Source organism: Isoptericola sp. NPDC056605, assembly GCF_042792795.1.
Lineage (GTDB): Bacteria > Actinomycetota > Actinomycetes > Actinomycetales > Cellulomonadaceae > Isoptericola.
The window spans coordinates 25,775-44,674 of record NZ_JBHTVT010000017.1 but is presented as its reverse complement, the minus strand read 5'-3'; the positions used below and the strand labels follow the sequence as shown (position 1 = coordinate 44,674).

The window sequence follows — 18,900 nt, the reverse complement described above, 5'->3', positions numbered from 1 at the left end:
TCACGAGGAGGGCTTGGCCCGCAGGGCGGCCCGCAGGCCGTCGGTGACCTCGGGGGCGAGCGTGCGCGCGAACGTCGCGGTGAGGTGCCCGTGGTCGAAGTACGCGACGACGCCGCCGACCACGGGGTGGCAGACCTCGTCGTCGCACATGAGGTCGGTGACCTCGCGGACCGTGACCAGCCCGGAGCCGTCGGCGCGCCCTGCCGCGGCGAGGGGGTCCGGCTCGAGCGCCTGCGACGGCGGCGCCCCGCAGTCGTCCCAGGAGACGGGCCCGGTGGCGAGGCAGTCGGGGACGCTGTCCGGCATCGCGGGGGTGTCCCGCAGCACGAGCACCGGGATGCCGGCGTCGGTGAACGTGGCCAGCGTCGCGGCGTAGGCGTCCTGGGCGGCGTCCGCCTGCTCGCCCTCCGGGACGTCCGCCAGGAGCTGGTTGGTCCGCGCCGACATGACCACCAGGTCGTAGCCGCCCGAGACGACGGAGTCGACCGCCCACCGCGTCGTGTCGAGGCAGCCCTGCGCGTCCGCGGCGGCGTCGTACTCCAGGAGCTGCTCGACCGGGTAGCACGACGACTGCAGGTACGTGTCGACCTGCCAGTCCCCCGCGTCCTCCCCCGCCTCCAGGGCGGGGGCCCAGTGGCCCGCGTGCGAGTTGCCGAGCAGCGCGACCCGCACGGGGGCGTCGTCGAAGCCGTACGTGCAGCTGTGGCGGGTCGTGAACGGCGGGTCGTTCCAGCAGCCGTCGGCATAGACGGCCGGCTTGTCCTGCGCGGCCGCCTCCGGCGGCGTGAGCAGGCCCCGGACGTCGCAGGACGGGTCGCGCACGGCGCCCGCCCCCGCGCACGCACCGGCGTCCGCGACCCGCGCCGGGGCGGAGGCGACCGCCTCACGGGTGCGCTCGTCGGCGGCCGACGCCGCCGAGACGCCCCAGACCGCGGAGACGCCGACGCACACCGCGAGCAGCCCGAACGTCGCGGCGCGCCGACGCACCAGCACCGGCTGACGGCGCAGCGGGTCCTCGACCCACCGCTTGGTCAGGGCGGCCAGCACGAGCGACGCCACGACGACGGCCACCAGCTCGACACCGCCCAGCGCGCGGCCGAGCGCGTAGGGCACGACGACGATCAGCGGCCAGTGCCACAGGTACACGCTGTACGAGACGTCGCCCAGCCACTGCACCGGACGCAGCGCGAGCAGGCCGCCGGGCCCGCCGCGGGCGCCGTCGGCCGCCGCCGCGATCACGAGGGCCGTGCCCACCGTCGGCAGGGCGGCCGCGACGCCGGGGAACGGCGTCGTCCCGTCGAAGAGGACCACCGCCGCCACGACGGCGGCCAGCCCTGTCCACGCGGTCGCCGCCCGGACCGGTGCCGACCACCGCCACGGCCGCACGGTCACCGCCGCCGCGACGAGCCCGCCCAGCGCGAGCTCCCACAGCCGAGTCGTCGTGACGAAGTACGCCGCGGCCGGGTCGGTCGCCGTCAGGTGCACCGACCAGGCGAGCGACACGACGACGACCAGCCCGACGACCGCCGTCGGCAGCCACGCCGCGAGCCCCCCGCCGCGCCGGCGCAGGCGTACCGCGAGCCACGCCGTCAGCCCCACCAGGACCGGCCACAGCACGTAGAACTGCTCCTCCACGGACAGCGACCAGTAGTGCTGCACCGGGGACGCCAGCTCCTCGGCGGCCAGGTAGTCCGTCGCCGACCGCGCCAGCGCCCAGTTCTCCACGTACAGCGCCGCGGCCGCGACCTCCCGCGCCACGCGGGCGTGCACCGTCGAGGGCAGCCACAGCAGCGTCGCCGCCAGCGTGGCCACCAGCACCACGGTCGCCGCGGGGATGAGGCGGCGCACCCGCCGCGCCCAGAACTCCAGCAGGTCACCCACCCCGCGCACCGGGCGGCGCAGCAGGTGCGACGTGATGAGGAAGCCCGAGATGACGAAGAAGACGTCCACCCCCACGTAGCCGCCCGTCACCGTGCCCGGCAACAGGTGGTAGACCAGCACCGCGCTCACCGCCAGCGCGCGCAGCCCCTGCACGTCGGTGCGGACCTCGGTGCGCGTCGACGTGCCCGCCGTCGAGCCGGCGGGAACGGGCGGGGACAGGGTGGTCACGCAGCGCTCCAGGGTCGGGTCGGTCCCGACGTGGCAGCTCGAGACGTGGCGGCTCGACGGGCCGGCGCACGGTCTCGCGGGGACCGCCTCGGAGGATAGCCCGACGACCGGTGACAGGCGCGGTCGGGCCCGTCCGCGGGCGCGGCGGGGCCGGGCCTTCACGACACGTCCCGGACGTCTCCACGCCACGTCCCGTCCATGGTCTCGCCGACCACGAGCAGTTCGTCCGCTTGGCGATGTTTCCGGGCGGACCGGGCCGGACGGGTGGTACACGGCGCCCCCTCGAAGGCGGGTATCCTCTCCTTCGACCTTCAGCCGTTCAGACGGCGTTCACCGGAGCTCCGCTCTGCGGTCCCCCGGCTGACCCACACATCGCCGTGGCCTGGTCCCGTTCGAGGATGCTTCCTCCCGGGCTCGACCACAGATCGAAAGGACCTGGGCCCCATGCCTCTCGACCTTGCCGTGATCGGCCTTGGTTATGTCGGACTGCCGTTGGCGCGCGAGGCCGTGCGCGCCGGCCTGCAGGTGCGTGGTTTCGATGTGACGACGCCGGTCGTGGATGCCCTCAACGAGGGTCGTTCCCACGTGGACGACATCTCGGACGCGGACGTGGCCTCGATGGTCGAGGCGGGTTTCCGTGCGACTGCCGACGTGGAGGACATCCGTGGTGCGGCCGCCGTGGTGATCTGCGTGCCGACGCCGCTGGGCCAGGACGGTGGGCCCGACCTGGGTGCGGTGATCGCGGCGACCCGCACGGTGGCGGGTGTGCTCGAGCCGGGCATGGTCGTGGTGCTGGAGTCGACGACGTACCCGGGCACCACCGAGGAGGTCCTCAAGCCGATCCTCGAGGAGGGTGGCCTGCGGTGCGGTGAGGACTTCCACCTGGCGTTCTCGCCCGAGCGGATCGACCCGGGCAACCCGACGTACGGGATGAAGAACACGCCGAAGGTCGTGGGCGGGCTCACCCCGGAGGCGACCGAGCGTGCTGCGGCGTTGTACTCGCGGTTCGTGGACACGGTCGTGGTCGCCAAGGGCGCGCGCGAGGCCGAGACGGCGAAGCTGCTGGAGAACACCTACCGGCACATCAACATCGCGCTGGTGAACGAGATGGCGCGGTTCTGCCACGAGCTGGGCATCGACCTGTGGGACGTGATCCGGCTGGCCAAGACCAAGCCGTTCGGGTTCCAGGCGTTCTACCCGGGTCCCGGGGTGGGCGGGCACTGCATCCCGATCGACCCGAACTACCTGAGCCACAACGTGCGCTCGCGTCTGGGCTACCCGTTCCGGTTCGTCGAGCTGGCGCAGGAGATCAACGCGACCATGCCGTCCTACGTGGTGCGGCGTGCGCAGGACATCCTCAACGAGGACGCGAAGGCGATGCGTGGCTCGCGGGTGCTGGTGCTGGGCGTGACGTACAAGCCGGACATCGCCGACCAGCGTGAGTCGCCCGCGGTCGCGGTCGCCCGGGCGCTGGTGGCCCAGGGCGCGGAGCTGGTGTTCCACGACCCGCACGTGGCCCGGTGGCACGTCAACGGTGAGGTCCTGGACCGGGTCGAGGACCTCGACACGGCGATCCTCGAGGCCGACCTGGTCATCCTGGTGCAGAACCACAGCGCCTACGATGTCGATGTACTGGCAGAGAAGTCGGTGCGCTTCTTCGACACGAAGGGCGCGACGACGCACCCCGACGCCATCCGGCTCTGACCGGCGAGGGCCGGTCCGGACCGGCGCCGCACACCTGACGTCGAAGGAGCTCCATGCGCCCCCGAAGCCTCGCGGCCCTCTCGGCGATCGCCGTGGCAGCCGTGGTGGGCGTCGTCGCCGCCCTCCTGGGCAGCCTCGACGTCGCCCTGGCGGTCCTCGTCGTGCTGGCCGGCGGGGTCGCGGTGCTCGGTGTGCTGACCTACCGACGGGCCGGCGCGGCGGCCGCTCGCGCGCACGCCGCCGACCGCGTGCTTCGGGAGCTCCTCGACGACCTGGCGCGCCAGCACCAGGCCACGTCGACGGCGACCGAGCAGATCCGTCGGCAGGTCGCCCGCACCGACAGGTCGGTCGCGCGGTGGCAGTCCGACCTCGAGGCGACGGTGCACGCCGGTGTCGCGCCACCGCTGGACAAGGTCTCGGCCAGGCTCGACGGCCTGGACTCCGACCTCCGGCACCTGCGGAGACGCGTCGAGACCGTCCGGAACCTCGTCAACGCCGCGCGGCCCGGGCCCCTGCTCACCCAGATGCAGGCGCTCGGGCAGCTCCGGGCCAAGTTCGACGTCTCCGGTCCCCTGCCGGACGTCGGGGGGTGGGCCCTCGATCCCACCGCGCTCCTCTGGCTCGTCGACGAGATCGAGCGTCGGCGTCCGGAGCACGTCGTCGAGTGCGGGAGCGGCACCTCCACCTTCTGGATCGCCATGGCCCTGCGCCAGAACGGCCGAGGGCGGGTCACCGCGCTCGACCACCTGGACGAGTTCGCCGGGCGGACCCGATCCACCCTGGAGCGGCACGGCCTGTCCGAGGTGGCCGAGGTCCGTCATGCACCGCTGGTCACGACGCCGACCCCTCGCGGCGAGTTCCCGTGGTACGACGTCGACCCCGCGACCCTCGGGCCGATCGACCTGCTCGTCGTCGACGGGCCGCCCGAGGCGACCGGTCCGCTCGCCCGGTACCCCGCGCTCCCCGTCCTGCACGGGGCGCTGCTCCCCGACTCTCACGTCCTGGTCGACGACGTGCACCGCGAGGACGAGAGGCAGGCGATCGAGCACTGGCTCGACGAGCTGCCGCGCCTCCGCCGCGCCGGCTACAAGAACGATGTCTCCGAGGTGCTGACCTATGAGTAACCTCGACTGCCCGCCCGTCCCCTGCACGAAAGCCTCCGTATGACCGTCGACTCGCGCGCCGTCCCGGACGTCGCGGCCTCCGCCGCGACCTCCGCTGCTCCGCGCGCCACGCGCTTCCGCCCCGACGTGGAAGGACTCCGCGCGATCGCGATCGGCAGCGTGCTGCTCTATCACGCCGGGATCGTCTTCATCCCCGGCGGCTTCATCGGCGTGGACGTCTTCTTCGTCATCTCCGGGTTCCTCATCACCGGCCAGCTCGTGCGCGAGCTGGAGCGGAGCGGGCGCGTGTCCATGATCCGCTTCTACGCCCGTCGAGCACGACGCCTCCTGCCGGCCGCCGCGCTCGTCCTGGCCGTCACCGCCGCCCTGGTGTTCTTCGTGGGCAGCATCGTCGACCGTCGGGTCTTCGGCGGCGACATCGTCGCCGCGGCCGCCTACGTGGAGAACTGGCGCCTCGCCGGTCGCGCCGTCGACTACCTGGCGGAGGGTGTCAGCGTCTCGCCGGTGCAGCACTTCTGGTCGCTGTCCGTCGAAGAGCAGTTCTACATCGTCTGGCCGCTGCTGCTCGTCGTCGTCGCCTTCCTGGCGCGACGGTTCCACTGGCCCGCGCGGATCGTGATGGCCGCCGGCCTGTGCCTGATCGTGGTCCCGTCGTTCGTCTGGTCGATCGTGATGTCCACCGCGAGCCCGGCGAACGCGTTCTTCGTGACCACGACCCGACTGTGGGAGCTCGGGATCGGCGGCCTCGTGGCCGTCGGCGTCGCGATCTGGCCCCGCGTGCCGCGCGTGGTCGCGCTGATCCTCGGCTGGGGCGGCATCGCCGCCATCCTCGCCGGTGCGCTGCTCCTCGACGAGACCGCCGTCTGGCCGGGCTCCCTGGCCCTCGTCCCGGTCCTCGGCACCGCGGCCGTGATCATCGCGGGGGCGAGCAGCTCGGCCCCCGGGTTCCTCGGCAACAAGCTCATGGTGTGGCTCGGCGGGCTCTCGTACTCGCTGTACCTGTGGCACTGGCCGCTGCTCATCGCCGCGACCTGGGTGTGGGGCGAGCTCGGCCAGAAGCGCGGGCTGCTCATCGTGGTGCTCGCCGTCATCCCCGCGTGGCTGTCGTACAAGCTCGTCGAGAACCCCATGCGGCGGATCGCCCAGGAGCGCTGGTCCCCCCGGATGACGCTCTCCGTGGGTCTCAACCTCACCGCCCTCACCGTGATCGCCGGGCTCCTCCTCACGAGCAGCACCCCCTCGAGCGCCCCCGCGAACGCCAGCGTCGAGGGCAAGGGCGCGCAGAGCCTCGAGATGAAGGACGGCGAGGCCACGGGGATCCCCAACCCCGACTCGGTCGAGAGCTTCACCCCGCTCCCCCAGGACGCCGCGGCCGACAAGCCGGACGCGTACGACCGCGGCTGCCAGGTGGACCAGAAGGTGGCGGTGCCGAAGCCCTGCGCCTACGGCGACCGGGAGGGCGACACGCACCTCATGCTCCTCGGCGACTCCAAGGCCCTCCAGTGGATCGACGCGCTCGACCCGATCGCCAAGGACCACGGGTGGAAGCTCGACGTCGCCACCAAGAGCGCCTGCGGCTTCTCGAGCGCGCAGATCAACGACGGGCAGGGCGACCCCTACGTGAGCTGCACGCAGTACAACGAGGCGCTGCTCCAGATGGTGCTCGACGAGAAGCCCGACGCCATCATGGTCTCGCAGACCACGAGCTACTCCTACGACAGCTCGGGCGAGCGGACGCAGGAGGCGATGGTCGACTCGCTCGAGTCCACCTGGAAGACGATCGAGGACGCCGGGATCGACGTGATCGCCATCGCGGACAACCCCGATCCGGTCGACCTCCCCGCGGGCGACGGCGAGGTCTACAAGTGCGTCGCCGAGTACATGGACTCCCTGTCCAGCTGTGCCTTCTCCAAGGAGGCCGGGCTCGACAAGAGCGGCACCCCGGCGATGCTCGCGGCGGCCGACCTCCTGCCGTCGGTCGACGTCGTCAGCATGAACGACCTGGTCTGCACCGACGTCTGCCCTCCGGTGATCGGTGACGTCCTCGCCTACCGCCAGGGTTCGCACCTCTCCCGCACGTACGTGAAGTCCGCGACCCCGATCCTGGACAGCCGCCTGACCCCCGTGATCGAGGAGGCCCGCGCGTCGTGAGCGCCACGGCGTTCGTCACCCACCCCGACGTCGCGCTCGCCGCCGCGCGGCACGCCGAGGGCCTCGGCGGCACAGGTGGTCGGGTCACGTCCTTGGCGCTCGACATGCAGGCCGTCACCGCACGCGAGATCGTCGCGCGGATGATCGCCCCGGACGCCGACTACGCCACGGTCGTCGCGGCGGCCCTCGAGCCCTCGTCGTCCGACCTCCTCGACGCGAGGACCACGCGGACCGCAGAGCTGCTCTGCTCGCTCGCCCGGATGGTCGGGCACCAGCAGGGGGCCGAGGACGACGTGCCGCACGCGCTCGCGCTCTTCGCCGCCGCGCGGCGGTGCGCCCCCGTCGGCCGCTGGTCCGTCCCCGACCGCCGTGCGTTCGCCCAGCTCCTGTGGGCCCACGGCGACCGCGACCGCCTCCGGCGCGACGCCGCCCTGCTGAGGTCGCTCGAGCCCGGGACGCGAGCGTTCCTCAAGCTCGACCTCGAGGGGATGGACCACGGCGTCGGGTCGGACTCGTGGCTCGACACCCTCAACGCGTGCCTGCGGACCTACGGGGTCGCCCCCGTGGGACTGGCGCCACGGGGCGCCACCCCCTTCGACCGCCTGCAGCCCGGAACGACCCGGACCGCGGGCCCTGGCCCGCTGATCACCGTGGTGATGCCGGCCTACCGGCCCGGACCGGAGTCCGTCACGGCGGTGCGGTCCGTCGTGCAGCAGACGTGGCAGGACTGGGAGCTGCTCGTCGTCGACGACGCCTCCGGAGACGAGTTCGAGGACGTCTTCGCGCAGCTCGAGGGTCTCGACCCGCGGGTGCGGGTGCTGCGTCAACCCGTCAACAGGGGCACCTACGCGGCACGCAACCGCGCGCTGGAGGAGGCGCGCGGGGACTTCGTCACCTTCCAGGACACCGACGACTGGTCGCATCCCGAACGGCTCGAGCGGCAGGTCCGCCCCCTTCTCGAGGACCCGACCCTCGTGCGGACGCTCAGCCTCTCGCTGCGGTGCGGCGACGACCTCGTCTTCCAGCACCTGGGCAACAGCCCGGTCCACGCCAACGCGTCGTCCCACCTGTTCCGCCGGTCGGTCCTCGACACGGTCGGCCGTTTCGACTGGGTCCGCAAGAGTGCCGACACCGAGTTCGACCGGCGGCTGGAGGCCGTGTTCCCCGGCCGCCGGCTGGAGCTGCGCGAGCCGCTGGCCGTCGTGCGCCTCCAGGCGGACTCGCTCTCCCGCAACGACGTCCGGCCCGGCTGGATGCATCCGTCCCGCATGGAGTACCGCGCCGCGATGATCCACTGGCACCGGCAGATCGAGGCCGGTGCCAGCCCTCGGATCCCCGCTGACGTGACGCAGCGCCCGTTGACCGCCCCTCGACCGTTCCTGCGCGACATCGGGCTCCCCGAGCAGCCGATCGACGTCGCCTTCGTCGCCGACTGGACGATGGACGGCGCCACCCAGCGGTCCGCGGTCGCCGAGATGGAGGCGCTCGCGCGCACCGGGCTGCGTGTCGGTCTCCTCCACGTGCGCAGCGCGTTCAGCGACGCGCCGCGCCGAGCCCCGCTGTCCCTGACCGTGCGCGGTGCGCTCGCCGACCGCACGCTCACGTTCGCGTCGCTCGAGGAGTCCGACCACATCCCCACGATCGTCGTGCGTCAGCCCGACGTGCTCGAGTTCCCCACGTCTCGCCCCGTGTCGCTGACCACGGACCGTGTCGTGATCGTCTCGGACGCGGGAGGCGGCGCCCGCGAGGGCTCCGGCGTGCGCTGGGTCGCCGAGGACTGCGACCGGAACGCCGAGGCGCTGTTCCAGGTCGCCCCGGAGTGGATCACCCCGGACGACCTCCCGCGCGTCCTCGACGTGCCGTCGGGACCCGGTAGGCAGCCACGGCGCTTCCGGAGCGACCGGCCCGTCGTCGGCTGGGTCTTCGGCGGCGAGGAGCCGACGACGACCGACGGGGCCGAGCGTCTGCGGCGTGTCTTCCCGGTCGACGGCTCGGTCGACGTCCGGCTCGTCGGCTGTCGCCGCGTCCTGGACGGCGCCCTCGGCGGGATCCCCACCGACTGGCTCGTCTACGAGACGGGCGAGGTCGCCGCCCGCCAGTTCCTGCACCAGCTCGACGTCGTCGTCGCCTTCCCCCGGTCGGCGACGACCGGAGCGGTGCGCACGGTGGAGGAGGCGCTGGCCGAAGGGTGCGTGGCCGTCGTCGCGCCGGAGCTCGCGCCGTTCTTCGGCGACGCCGTGCTGACCTGCGCACCGGACGAGGTGGCCGGCCTCGTCGGTCGGCTGCGGGCGGACGAGGCCGCCTTCCGCGACCGGTCACGGCGCGGATGGCAGTGGGCGCACGACCGGTTCGACGGTTCCGGGCAGCGGTTCGTCGAGGCCCTGGGCGCCGCGGCCCCCTCCTCCGGCCTGACCGCCCCCTCGTAGGTCAGCGGACGCCGTCGTGCCCTCGCTCGGCGGCCTCCAGGCGGGCGGCGCCGACGTCGGCGACGATGCGCCGCGCCATCGCGTCGGCGTGCTCGGCGTGCGCGGCAGCGGCCCGGTCGCTCTTCTTCTGCCCCGCCAGGACGAGGTCGGCCTTGGCCGTCAGCCCGTCGGTGCCCTCGTCGATCCGGGTGGCCAGGGTGCGGCCGACACTGTGCACCAGCCCCGCCAGGAGGACGACGGCCACGCCGAGCGCGGCACCGCCCACCTCCGTGCTGGAGATCGCGAAACCGACGGCGGCGACCACCCCGGCGAGCGCGGTGAGGGACGTGAGGACGTTCGTCCTCGAGAGCTGGGGCACGATTGCTCCTCGAACTCGGTCGACAGGGACTTCTGATGGTGGTGCTGAGCGGACACGGGGGCCACGCACCCGACGGGGGCGCGGCCCCTCGTGGTCATCGCGGCCGCGCGGGGATGCGTTCCTCGATCGCCGCCACGGTCCGCGCGCAGTTCCGCTGGTCCCGTACCGGGAACGCCGCGTCGATGCGCTTCTGGTAGAAGGGGTCGGGCCGGCAGTCGCGCTCGAGCAGGTCCTGCACGGCGTCGAGCGTCTCGTCGAGGGTGTGCACGACCGGGCCGAACCCGTCCCGCTCGTAGTCGAACCACGTCGGCGACGAATGCTTGCTCTCGAACTCGTCCTCGTCGAAGCGCGCGTACACGATCGGAGTCCCCAGGTACGCCACGTCGAACTGCACCGAGGAATAGTCCGTGACGAACGCGTCGCACCCTCGGATCAGGTCCTGGAACGAGACGGCGTTCGTGTCGGCGATCTCGATGCGGTCTCCCGCCACGGTCGCCCCCTCGAACCGGGACGCCATGTTGTAGTGGGGCAGGAAGGTCAGCCTGTAGTCGTACCTCTCGAGCATCTCGTGCAGGCGCCGGCTCTCCAGGAGACCCGACATGAACCGCTGGTAGGTCGACCCCTCGTAGGGGACCTCGCCGTCCTGCGACCCCTTGAGCGCGGTCGTCGCGAGATAGTTCCGCCAGGTCGGCATGAAGAGAATGGTCCGGCTGGGCGGGGTCGGCGTCAGGGCGTCGTACCGAGGCATCCCGGCCTCGACGAGCTGCCGGTCGTACCCCGACGCGACACGCAACGCCTCGGTCTCCCGTGGCGTCACCGTCAGGCAGATGTCGTAACCCGTCGTGCCACGCTTCACGGCGTAGGGGCTGAGGTGGACGCCGTGCTTGAGATACACGCGCAGCGCCCCGACCCGCCAGACGATGTGCCGCGTGTAGTCCCGTACGTCCCACCCGTCCGGCACCAGGTAGCCGATCATGTAGGCGTTGGCCAGGACGGTGGCGTGCAGCAGGAGCAGCTGATGCCGCCACGACGAGTGGGCGACGACGTGTCCGTACGGGGCCACCCGGTCGTACTGGGGACTCGAACGATCGATGACGTAGTAGGCCCGGCGCCGAGGATCCGACTCACGGATGTGCCGGAACAGGTGGATGCCGTTGTCCTGCGCGGTGTCCTTCCGCTCGCCGATCAACCAGATCTCGCGACCGGCGAAGAACGGTCGGGTCACGAGCCTGAGCAGGCGGAGCAGCCGCATCCGACGGGCTCCGGGCCCCCTGGCGATGAATCCCGCGTCCTTCTTGAGCAGCGTGCCGGCCCACCGCAGGCGCGCCCCGAGCCCCGCGCCCTCCTGGGTGGTGAGGAAGGCCGCGGTTCCGTCGCCGACCGTGTGCAGGAGGTACCTGACGGTGGTCTGCCGCGACCTTCCGGCGGTCTCGTCCGCCTCGACATGCATCCCGACCGTCCGCGCGCTGATCAGCGCGCCCACCCGCGGCCGCAGGTTGCGGCGCAGCCGCAGCTCCGGCACCTCGGTGTCGAGCTCGAGGACGAAGCGCCGGTGCCCGCTCCCCGTGCCGACGAGCGGGAGGCGGGTCCCCAGGCCCGCCCACTGGGCCTCGCCGCGGTTGCCGACCCGCGGGGTCAGCGGCACCGGGCCCGAACGGGCGACGTCGCCCGACGGGCCGGTCAGCGCGAGGCGATACCGCCACGGCGGCTCGGACATCTCCGGGACGAACGCGACGGAGAGGAATGCCAGGATCTCGATGTCCCCGCCTGCCGGGTCCACCGCCTCGAGCCACGGTGTCGCTGCGGACAGCGCGAGGCGCCCCAGGAAGTCGGCGAGCAGCGACCCTCGCTCCACGTCGTGCTCGGCGAGCATCCGGTGGACGTAGCGGGCCACGCTCAGCTTCGTCCCGTGATCCGTCCAGAGCAGGAGGGGCATCGGGCTGGTGAGCGGGAGCTTGTCCAGCCGTTTGACCTCGTGCCACAGGTGTCGGGTCCACTCGTCGAGCCTGGCGGGCCGCAGAAGGGTCGCGATGGTGCCGTAGCGGGCGCCGGAGGCCAGCAACCAGTCGCACGCGGCGTCGTTCCGGTCCTTGCTCAGGTTCGACGCCGCCTCCACCCCGGAGACCTTGTGGCGAGCGAGCACCGCCCCGACGTCCATGCCGGGGTCGTGCACGACCGCGATCGGGGCGCGGCGGAAGCGGGGCAGCTTCCGGAGCTGGGCCAGTGCAGGCCCGAGGCTCCCTGCCCGGCCCTCGCCGACGACGAAGACGATGGCGAGGTCCGGCCGCGGCGCATCCACGTCGCTCACATGCACGTCGTTCACCAGCCGCTCACTAGGATTCGTGGTCCGGAGAAGGGGAGGTCCGGCCCTTTTCTACCAGAGCCGGAGGGCGTCGGGGCGTCCTCCGGTCCGGATCGTCTCACGACGCTCCCCCGTTCCCCGGGGCCTTCCGGTCGGACCGTCGCCGGTCCGTCCACCGCCACCACAGGACCCTGGGGCCGCCCGCCGTGCGCACGGACTCGGCCGCCCGCTCGCAGTTGTGGCGGTCGTGGTATCGAACCGACCGCTGCGCGCGGGCCCAGTGCTCCTCCGGCATCGTGAAACCGTCGGCAGCCCTCGTCTCGACCTCCTCGACCAGCCGGTCGACGTCGGTGACGATCGTCCCCGGGAGGTCCGCGTCCAGGTCGAGGAACGACCCCTGGTCCCCGAAGAACCGCGCCTGGTCGAACTGGAAGTAGAGGACCGGTCGCCGCTGCAGCGCGAAGTCGAAGGCCACGGACGAGTAGTCGGTGACGAGGCCGGCGTGCTCCCGCAGGAGCGTCTGCACGTCGACCTCCCCCTGCTGGAGCACGCGGACCCCCTCCACGTCGAACAGGTCGACGTAGTGCCGCATGTTCGGGTGGAGGATGAACGTCACGCGGAGGCCGTCGCGCATCGCCCGCGCGAGGCGCGGGTGGCCGAGGAACTCCTGCCACCGCGCGCGGTACTCGCTGTCCAGGAACCGGTCGCGGTTGCCCAGCCACTCTCGCCAGGTCGGGATGACGAGCAGGCCCTCCGGGACCCGGTCGAGCGGTGCGAGCAGGTGGTCGAACCGCGGCAGCCCCGTCACCCGCACCTGCGCGGGCCGGTACCCGAACGCGTCGACGGCGACGCGTCGCTCCCGGTCCGAGCTGACGTGGAACCGGTCGGTGGCGAAGCCCGGGGCGAAGCGCCCGTAGTTGGCCGTCATGTTCTTCGTGCCGGAGATCCCGTGGCGCAGGAAGACGCGCACGGCCCGCACCCGGGCGACGACGGCCGGGTGCCGCGACGGCAGGAGGTACTCGGCGTGGTGCGTCCCGGCGATCCGCGAGGCCAGGAACGCCACGCGGACGTGCTCGCGCGAGCCGTGGAGCACGACGTTGCCGAGGCCGTCGAGCCTGGCACGGTCGGGCGCGTCCTCGGCGACGACGTAGTAGGCGCGTCGCCGCGGCTCGTGCTCCCGGAGCCACCGGAAGAGGTGGTAGCCGTTGTCCTGCGCCTTGTACGGCAGCTCCCCGATGAGCCAGATCCCGAGGAACGGGCGGACCAGCGGAAGGATCCAGGCGAGGCGGGTCCATCGCCGCAGGTACGCGTCGGCCTCCGGCGACGTGCGCTCGACCCGCACGGACACGTTGGACCCGCGGAAGGTCTCGTAGGGAAGCAGCTGCGTGACGACGCCCCCGACGAGGGCTCGGCCTGGCCGGAGCACGACCGGGTGCCCCCTGGTCCCGATGCGGCGGGCCTGGACACGGCCCTCCGGGTCCTCGACCTCGACGCTGAGGTCCAGCGTCTCGTCCCGCGCGTCGAGACGGGTCACGAGCGCGGACACCGGCAGCGCGAGGGCCCCACGGTGGACGAACCGCCCTCGGTCACGACGGGACTCGTCGGGCATCTCCTCGAGGGGCACGTCGAAGTCGTACCGTCGTCCCGTCTCGCGGGACGCCGCCACCAGCCGGGCGGCACGGGCACCACGATCGGCGCCGCGGACCCGCAGCCGCAGGGCCACGCCGTCGGCGCCCAGGCGCAGCCCGTCCACGTCGATGAGGAACTTGCGCGCCGGGGCGCCTCCCAGGAGCACGCTGAGGTTGCCGTTCTGTGTCACCGCCAGGCGGTCGTCGGCCGCGCCGGCTCCGGACGACCGCGCGACGTCGACCCGCGTCGTCGACCGGAAGTTGCCGAGCCGGACGGGGGCGGTCGCCTCGGCGGCGCCCCGGCGCGAGGCCGCGCCACCCGCGGTCGGCACCGGGTGCAACCACAGGTCGGCGACGTCGTCCCCGGGCACGGAGCGGCGCCGCAGCTCGTCCAGCGACAGCCGCGCCGAGAACGTCTCGAGACCGCTCGCCGGGACCCGGACCTCGACCCCGCTGCCGCGGAAGACCGCCGACAGCTCGCCGACCTTCCAGCCGGGACGCACCGCGGTCCCCTCGACGACGACGTCACCGTCGCGGAGGCCCACCTCGAGGCGCTGCATGCCCGACCCCGCGACCGATGCCGGGCGCAGAGCACGTGCCGTTCGACGGGCCCATCGACGGAGCCCTCCTCGCCTCACCGCGGCCGCGCCGCGCGGACGACGAGCGCAGGCCTGCACGCGTCGGGGCGCGACGGCGTGTCGCACCCGCGCTCCAGTCGAGCCATCGATACTCCCCACGACTACCCGCGGACACACCGCGGCGGCCACGACAGTCTAGGTCGTCCCCGGCCCGCGTCGGGCGCCCCGGCACCGCTAGTCGCCCGAGCGCGTCACCATGCGCTTCGCCCTGGAGGCGACGCGCCTCAGCGGCGTCCGCGTCGCCTGCGCGAGGCTGTGCTCCAGGTCCCTGTTGGCGCGGACCAGCCCGGCCCGCTCCTGCTTCAGGTCCTTGATCTCGTCGCGCTCGTCCTTCGCGATCCCGTACAGGGTGGCGATCCGCTCCCCGAGGCTGCGGCGCGCGGCGATGTCGCGGAAGTCCGACGCCGACCACCGCGCCGGCTCCTGCATCACGGGGTCGAAGTCCCACCGGTCGCCGAAGCGGTCGACGTCGGCGGCGTAGATCTCCTCGAGCGCCTCGCGCACGCCGCCCTCGAACACCTCGGACGCCGCCTTGAGCGGGGTGTCGTTCTCCCGGCCGAGGGACACCTCGTGCGGGCGCCCGACCTCGTCGAGATGGGCGCTCAGGTCACCGAGCAGCGTGGGGATCTCGCTGATGTCGTAGAGACGCGAGTACGGGATCGTGTCCTCGTGCAGCCGCGTCGACTGGGGCGCGAAGTGCGTGTCGCGGACCGGGCCGCGGGGGTCGCGCAGCACCTCGACGAACCGCGCGAAGTCGCGGACCACGTCCTCGACGGAGCCCGGCGCGTCCGGCAGCCACTCGGCCCCGGCGAACTTCCGCCCCGTGTACACGGGGTCGCCCACGAGGAACTTGGACTGCCACGCCGAGAACGCCCGCAGGCGCGGGTCGCGCACGACCGCGAAGACGAACCAGCCGTTCGCGGGGGAGATCTCCGCCCGCTCGGCCGGCTCGAGCTGCTTGAGCGACCGCACGCCGCGCCAGAGCCGACGGTGGTGGATCATCATGCGCGGCGTCGCCTCGCAGCTCAGCACGCTGGTGAACTGCTCCGGGTCCTGTCCGCTGAGCTCCGCGACGAGCCACTTCAGGCTCGTGCACGCGTTCTTCGCCAGGTGCGTGAACAGGACCTTGTGCTCCGGCAGCACCCAGGTGTTGGGCGCGGTCGCGTGCTCCGCCGTCAGCGGAGCGGTCGCGGTCACGGCCATGTCGATCACCTCGTCCTCAGGCGGTGTGCGGAAGGGTCCCGACCATCCCCGCCGCCACGGTCTTGTTCGTGGCCTCGTCGACCAGGATGAACGCGCCCGTGCGCCGGTTCTGGCGATAGGGGTCGACGAACAGGGGCTGCGTGACGCGCAGCTGGATGCGGCCGATCTCGTTGAGGCGGATCTCGGTCGCGTCCTCGTCGCGGTGCAGCGTGTTGACGTCGACGCGGTACTTGACGTCCTTCACCACGGCGCGCGCCCACCGGGTGGTGTGCTTGATCGCGTACTTCTTGCCCTGCACCAGCGGCGCCGACTCGTCCATCCAGCAGATCTGGGCGTCGATGTCCTGGAGCGCCGCGGGCGAGTTGTTCGGGCGGCAGATCATGTCGCCCCGCGAGATGTCGATCTCGTCCGCCAGCCGCACCGTCACGGACATCGGCGGGAACGCCTCGTCGACCGGGCCGTCGGCGGTGTCGATCCCCTCGATCGTGGTCTCGAGCCCGGACGGCAGCACCCGGACCTTGTCGCCCTTCTTCAGCACCCCGCCGGCCACGGTGCCCGCGTACCCGCGGTAGTCGCGTGCGTCGTGCGACTGCGGCCGGATGACGTACTGCACCGGGAACCGCACGTCCTGCAGGTTGCGGTCGCTCGCCACGTGCAGGGACTCCAGGTGGCTGAGCAGCGGGCGCCCGTCGAACCAGGGCATGTTCTCGCTGCGGTTCACCACGTTGTCGCCGACGAGCGCCGAGATCGGGATGAACGTGAGGTCCGGCACGCGCAGACGCGAGGCGAAGTCCGTGAAGTCGCGGCGGATGTTCTCGAAGGCCTCCTCGGCGTAGTCCACGAGGTCCATCTTGTTCACGCAGACCACGATGTGCGGCACGCCCAGGAGCGTCGCGAGGAACGTGTGCCTCCGGCTCTGCTCGATGACGCCCTTGCGCGCGTCCACGAGGATGAGCGCGACGTCCGCCGTCGACGCCCCGGTGACCATGTTCCGCGTGTACTGGATGTGGCCGGGGGTGTCCGCGATGATGAACTTGCGCCGGGGCGTGGCGAAGTAGCGGTACGCGACGTCGATCGTGATGCCCTGCTCCCGCTCGGCCCGCAGGCCGTCGGTGAGCAGCGCCAGGTCGGTGTAGTCGTTGCCGCGGTCCTTGCTGACCTGCTCCACCGACTCGAGCTGGTCCTCGAAGATCGTCTTGGAGTCGAACAGCAGGCGGCCGATGAGGGTGCTCTTGCCGTCGTCGACGGAGCCCGCGGTCGCGAAGCGCAGCAGGTCGGCCGAGGTGTCGATCGCCGGGGAGGCGGTCTCGGTAAAGGTCTCGGTGCTCATGGCTTAGAAATAGCCCTCTCGCTTGCGGTCCTCCATCGCGGCCTCGCTCACCTTGTCGTCGCCACGGGTGGCGCCACGCTCGGTGAGGCGCACGGCGGCGACCTCCTCGACGATCTCGGCACGGGTCGCCGCCGTCGACGCGACGGCGGCGGTGAGGTTCGCGTCCCCCACCGTGCGGTAGCGGACGGACCGCACCTCGGCGGTCTCGCCGTCCTTGAGCGGCGTGAACTCGTTGACCGCGAACAGCATGCCGCCCCGGTCCACGACCTCGCGCTCGGCCGCGAAGTACAGGTCGGGGAGATCGATGCCCTCGGCCTCGATGTAGGCCCAGATGTCCAGCTCGGTCCAGTTGGACAGCGGGAACACGCGGATCGACTCGCCCTGGTGGACGCGCCCGTTGTAGAGGTCCCAGACCTCGGGGCGCTGGTTCTTGGGGTCCCACTGGCCGAAGTCGTCGCGGAAGGAGAACACGCGCTCCTTGGCGCGCGCCTTCTCCTCGTCCCGGCGTCCGCCGCCGAAGAGCGCGTCGAAGCCGTTCTTCTCGGCGGCCTCCAGCAGCACGGGGGTCTGGATGCGGTTGCGGGAGCCGTTCGGCTCCTCCTGCACCAGCCCGCGCTCGATGGCCTCCGGCACGGAGGCGACGACGAGCTGGACGCCGAGCCGCTCGACCCAGCGGTCGCGCGTGTCCAGCACCGACGGGAAGTTCAGGCCCGTGTCCACGTGCATGATCGGGAACGGGATCCGCGCCGGCGCGAAGGCCTTGGCGGCCAGGTGGAGCATGACGATCGAGTCCTTGCCGCCCGAGAACAGCAGACAGGGGCGCTGCATCTCCGCGACCACCTCGCGGAAAATGTGGATGCTCTCCGCTTCGAGGCTGCGGAGCTGGCTCAGGACGTGAGACGTCACGGCTGGGCACCTTCCTTGATGTCGACCCCGACCTCCGTCAGCGCCGCACGCAGGTGCGCCGCCACGGCCGGGTGGCTGACGAAGAGATCGGGGAGCCAGGGGTCCTGGCGGTTGTACTCGAGCGGGGTGCCGTCCAGGCGGGTGCACTCGAGGCCCGCGGCGAGGGCGACCGCGACCGGTGCCGCCGAGTCCCACTCGTACTGGCCGCCGGCGTGCACGTACGCGTCCGCGGTGCCGTCCACGACGGACACGACCTTCACGCCTGCCGACCCCATGGGCACGAGCTCGACGTCGGCACGGGCGGCGAGGTCCTGCACGAACTGCGGCGGGCGGCTGCGGCTCGCGGCGAGGCGCAGCGGGCGGCGGCCGGCCAGGACAGCGTCCGTGTCCGTGTCCGTGTCCGTGTCCGTGTCCGTGTCGCCGGCCCGCCGCGGCCCGGCGTCGGTCGTGACGGTGCTGTGGACGGCGTCGCGGGCGGGCAGCCCGACCGCCCCGGCGGCCAGCCGGTCGGAGCGGGCGACGCCGCGGTCCCAGAGGGCGACGTGCACCGCGAAGTCGTCCCGCCAGCGGGCGCCGTCGCCGGCGCGCTCGGCGAACTCGCGGGTGCCGTCGAGCGGATCGATGATCCACACGCGGTCCGCCGTCAGGCGAGCGGCGGAGTCGGCGGCCTCCTCGGAGAGGACGGCGTCGGCCGGGCGTGCGTGCGCGAGCGCGGCGGCGAGCCACGACTGGCTGGCCGCGTCGCCCGCGTCCCTGAGCTCGCCCGCCACGAACGCTCCGCCGGCGGCGTCGACCTCTGCCCGCAGGCCGCGGAGCACCTCACCGGCCCCCTGCGCGAGCGCGACGGCGAGCTCGCCGTCGGGCAGGCCCGGGTCCGGGAAGGACGGGGCGGACGCGGACATGGGACTCCTCGGCTTGAGGCTCTGGACGGGGGCCCGGGCGGGCCGCGGCCGACGCTACCATTCCGAATTGGACGATTCCCCGAGAGTTCACATTGTTGAATTCTGTTTTTCCGATAGGA

At 72.5% G+C, this 18,900-nt stretch carries 12 protein-coding genes; 4 read left to right on the top strand and 8 right to left on the bottom strand.

What is annotated here, in order from left to right; genetic code table 11:
- Nucleotides 1-2,109 (bottom strand): acyltransferase family protein, encoded by a 2,109-nt coding sequence (locus ACFQ8Y_RS16450; protein ID WP_430586169.1) that lies wholly within the window; start codon nt 2,107-2,109, stop codon nt 1-3.
- Nucleotides 2,110-2,553: 444 nt separating this feature from the next.
- Here ACFQ8Y_RS16450 and ACFQ8Y_RS16445 point away from each other — a divergent pair, with 444 nt between their 5' ends.
- From ACFQ8Y_RS16445 to ACFQ8Y_RS16430, 4 genes are read left to right on the top strand one after another with little or no spacing between them, the layout of a single operon-like run.
- Entirely contained in the window at nt 2,554-3,813 is a 1,260-nt protein-coding gene (locus ACFQ8Y_RS16445) for a nucleotide sugar dehydrogenase (RefSeq protein ID WP_430548965.1), read from the top strand.
- A gap of 53 nt (nt 3,814-3,866) precedes the next feature.
- Nucleotides 3,867-4,937, top strand: coding sequence for a class I SAM-dependent methyltransferase (locus ACFQ8Y_RS16440; RefSeq protein ID WP_430586168.1), 1,071 nt, complete (start codon nt 3,867-3,869; stop codon nt 4,935-4,937).
- A 39-nt stretch (nt 4,938-4,976) separates the two neighbouring features.
- Entirely contained in the window at nt 4,977-7,088 is a 2,112-nt protein-coding gene (locus tag ACFQ8Y_RS16435; RefSeq protein WP_430548963.1) for an acyltransferase family protein, read from the top strand.
- On the top strand, nt 7,085-9,514 hold the full coding sequence (locus ACFQ8Y_RS16430) for a glycosyltransferase family 2 protein (protein WP_430586167.1): 2,430 nt from the start codon (nt 7,085-7,087) through the stop codon (nt 9,512-9,514). Before ACFQ8Y_RS16435 ends, ACFQ8Y_RS16430 begins: the two co-directional genes overlap by 4 nt.
- 1 nt (nt 9,515) lies before the next feature.
- Here ACFQ8Y_RS16430 and ACFQ8Y_RS16425 read toward each other — a convergent pair whose 3' ends face one another.
- The 7 genes from ACFQ8Y_RS16425 to ACFQ8Y_RS16395 form a co-directional block, all read right to left on the bottom strand.
- Nucleotides 9,516-9,872: a hypothetical protein gene (locus ACFQ8Y_RS16425; protein ID WP_430586166.1), complete on the bottom strand. Its 357-nt coding sequence runs from the start codon at nt 9,870-9,872 to the stop codon at nt 9,516-9,518.
- Nucleotides 9,873-9,966: 94 nt separating this feature from the next.
- Nucleotides 9,967-12,180 (bottom strand): CDP-glycerol glycerophosphotransferase family protein, encoded by a 2,214-nt coding sequence (locus ACFQ8Y_RS16420; protein WP_430586165.1) that lies wholly within the window; start codon nt 12,178-12,180, stop codon nt 9,967-9,969.
- Between the two features lie 112 nt (nt 12,181-12,292).
- Entirely contained in the window at nt 12,293-14,362 is a 2,070-nt protein-coding gene (locus tag ACFQ8Y_RS16415; protein WP_430586164.1) for a CDP-glycerol glycerophosphotransferase family protein, read from the bottom strand.
- Nucleotides 14,363-14,614: 252 nt separating this feature from the next.
- Entirely contained in the window at nt 14,615-15,643 is a 1,029-nt protein-coding gene (locus ACFQ8Y_RS16410) for a sulfotransferase family 2 domain-containing protein (protein ID WP_430586163.1), read from the bottom strand.
- 16 nt (nt 15,644-15,659) lie between these two features.
- Nucleotides 15,660-16,973, bottom strand: coding sequence for a sulfate adenylyltransferase subunit CysN (cysN, locus tag ACFQ8Y_RS16405; RefSeq protein WP_430586162.1), 1,314 nt, complete (start codon nt 16,971-16,973; stop codon nt 15,660-15,662).
- Nucleotides 16,974-16,976: 3 nt separating this feature from the next.
- On the bottom strand, nt 16,977-17,879 hold the full coding sequence (gene cysD, locus ACFQ8Y_RS16400; RefSeq protein WP_430586161.1) for a sulfate adenylyltransferase subunit CysD: 903 nt from the start codon (nt 17,877-17,879) through the stop codon (nt 16,977-16,979).
- Entirely contained in the window at nt 17,876-18,781 is a 906-nt protein-coding gene (locus ACFQ8Y_RS16395) for an inositol monophosphatase family protein (protein ID WP_430586160.1), read from the bottom strand. The genes cysD and ACFQ8Y_RS16395 overlap by 4 nt, the downstream gene beginning before the upstream one ends.
- Nucleotides 18,782-18,900: the final 119 nt, after the last annotated feature.

Bases quoted from the DNA above. Each gene is read 5' to 3' on its own strand.
- ACFQ8Y_RS16445 (WP_430548965.1), top strand. From the start codon at position 2,554: ATGCCTCTCGACCTTGCCGTGATCGGCCTTGGTTATGTCGGACTGCCG.
- ACFQ8Y_RS16440 (WP_430586168.1), top strand. From the start codon at position 3,867: ATGCGCCCCCGAAGCCTCGCGGCCCTCTCGGCGATCGCCGTGGCAGCC.
- ACFQ8Y_RS16435 (WP_430548963.1), top strand. From the start codon at position 4,977: ATGACCGTCGACTCGCGCGCCGTCCCGGACGTCGCGGCCTCCGCCGCG.
- ACFQ8Y_RS16415 (WP_430586164.1), bottom strand. From the start codon at position 14,362: ATGCAGCGCCTCGAGGTGGGCCTCCGCGACGGTGACGTCGTCGTCGAG.
- ACFQ8Y_RS16410 (WP_430586163.1), bottom strand. From the start codon at position 15,643: ATGGCCGTGACCGCGACCGCTCCGCTGACGGCGGAGCACGCGACCGCG.
- cysN (WP_430586162.1), bottom strand. From the start codon at position 16,973: ATGAGCACCGAGACCTTTACCGAGACCGCCTCCCCGGCGATCGACACC.
- ACFQ8Y_RS16395 (WP_430586160.1), bottom strand. From the start codon at position 18,781: ATGTCCGCGTCCGCCCCGTCCTTCCCGGACCCGGGCCTGCCCGACGGC.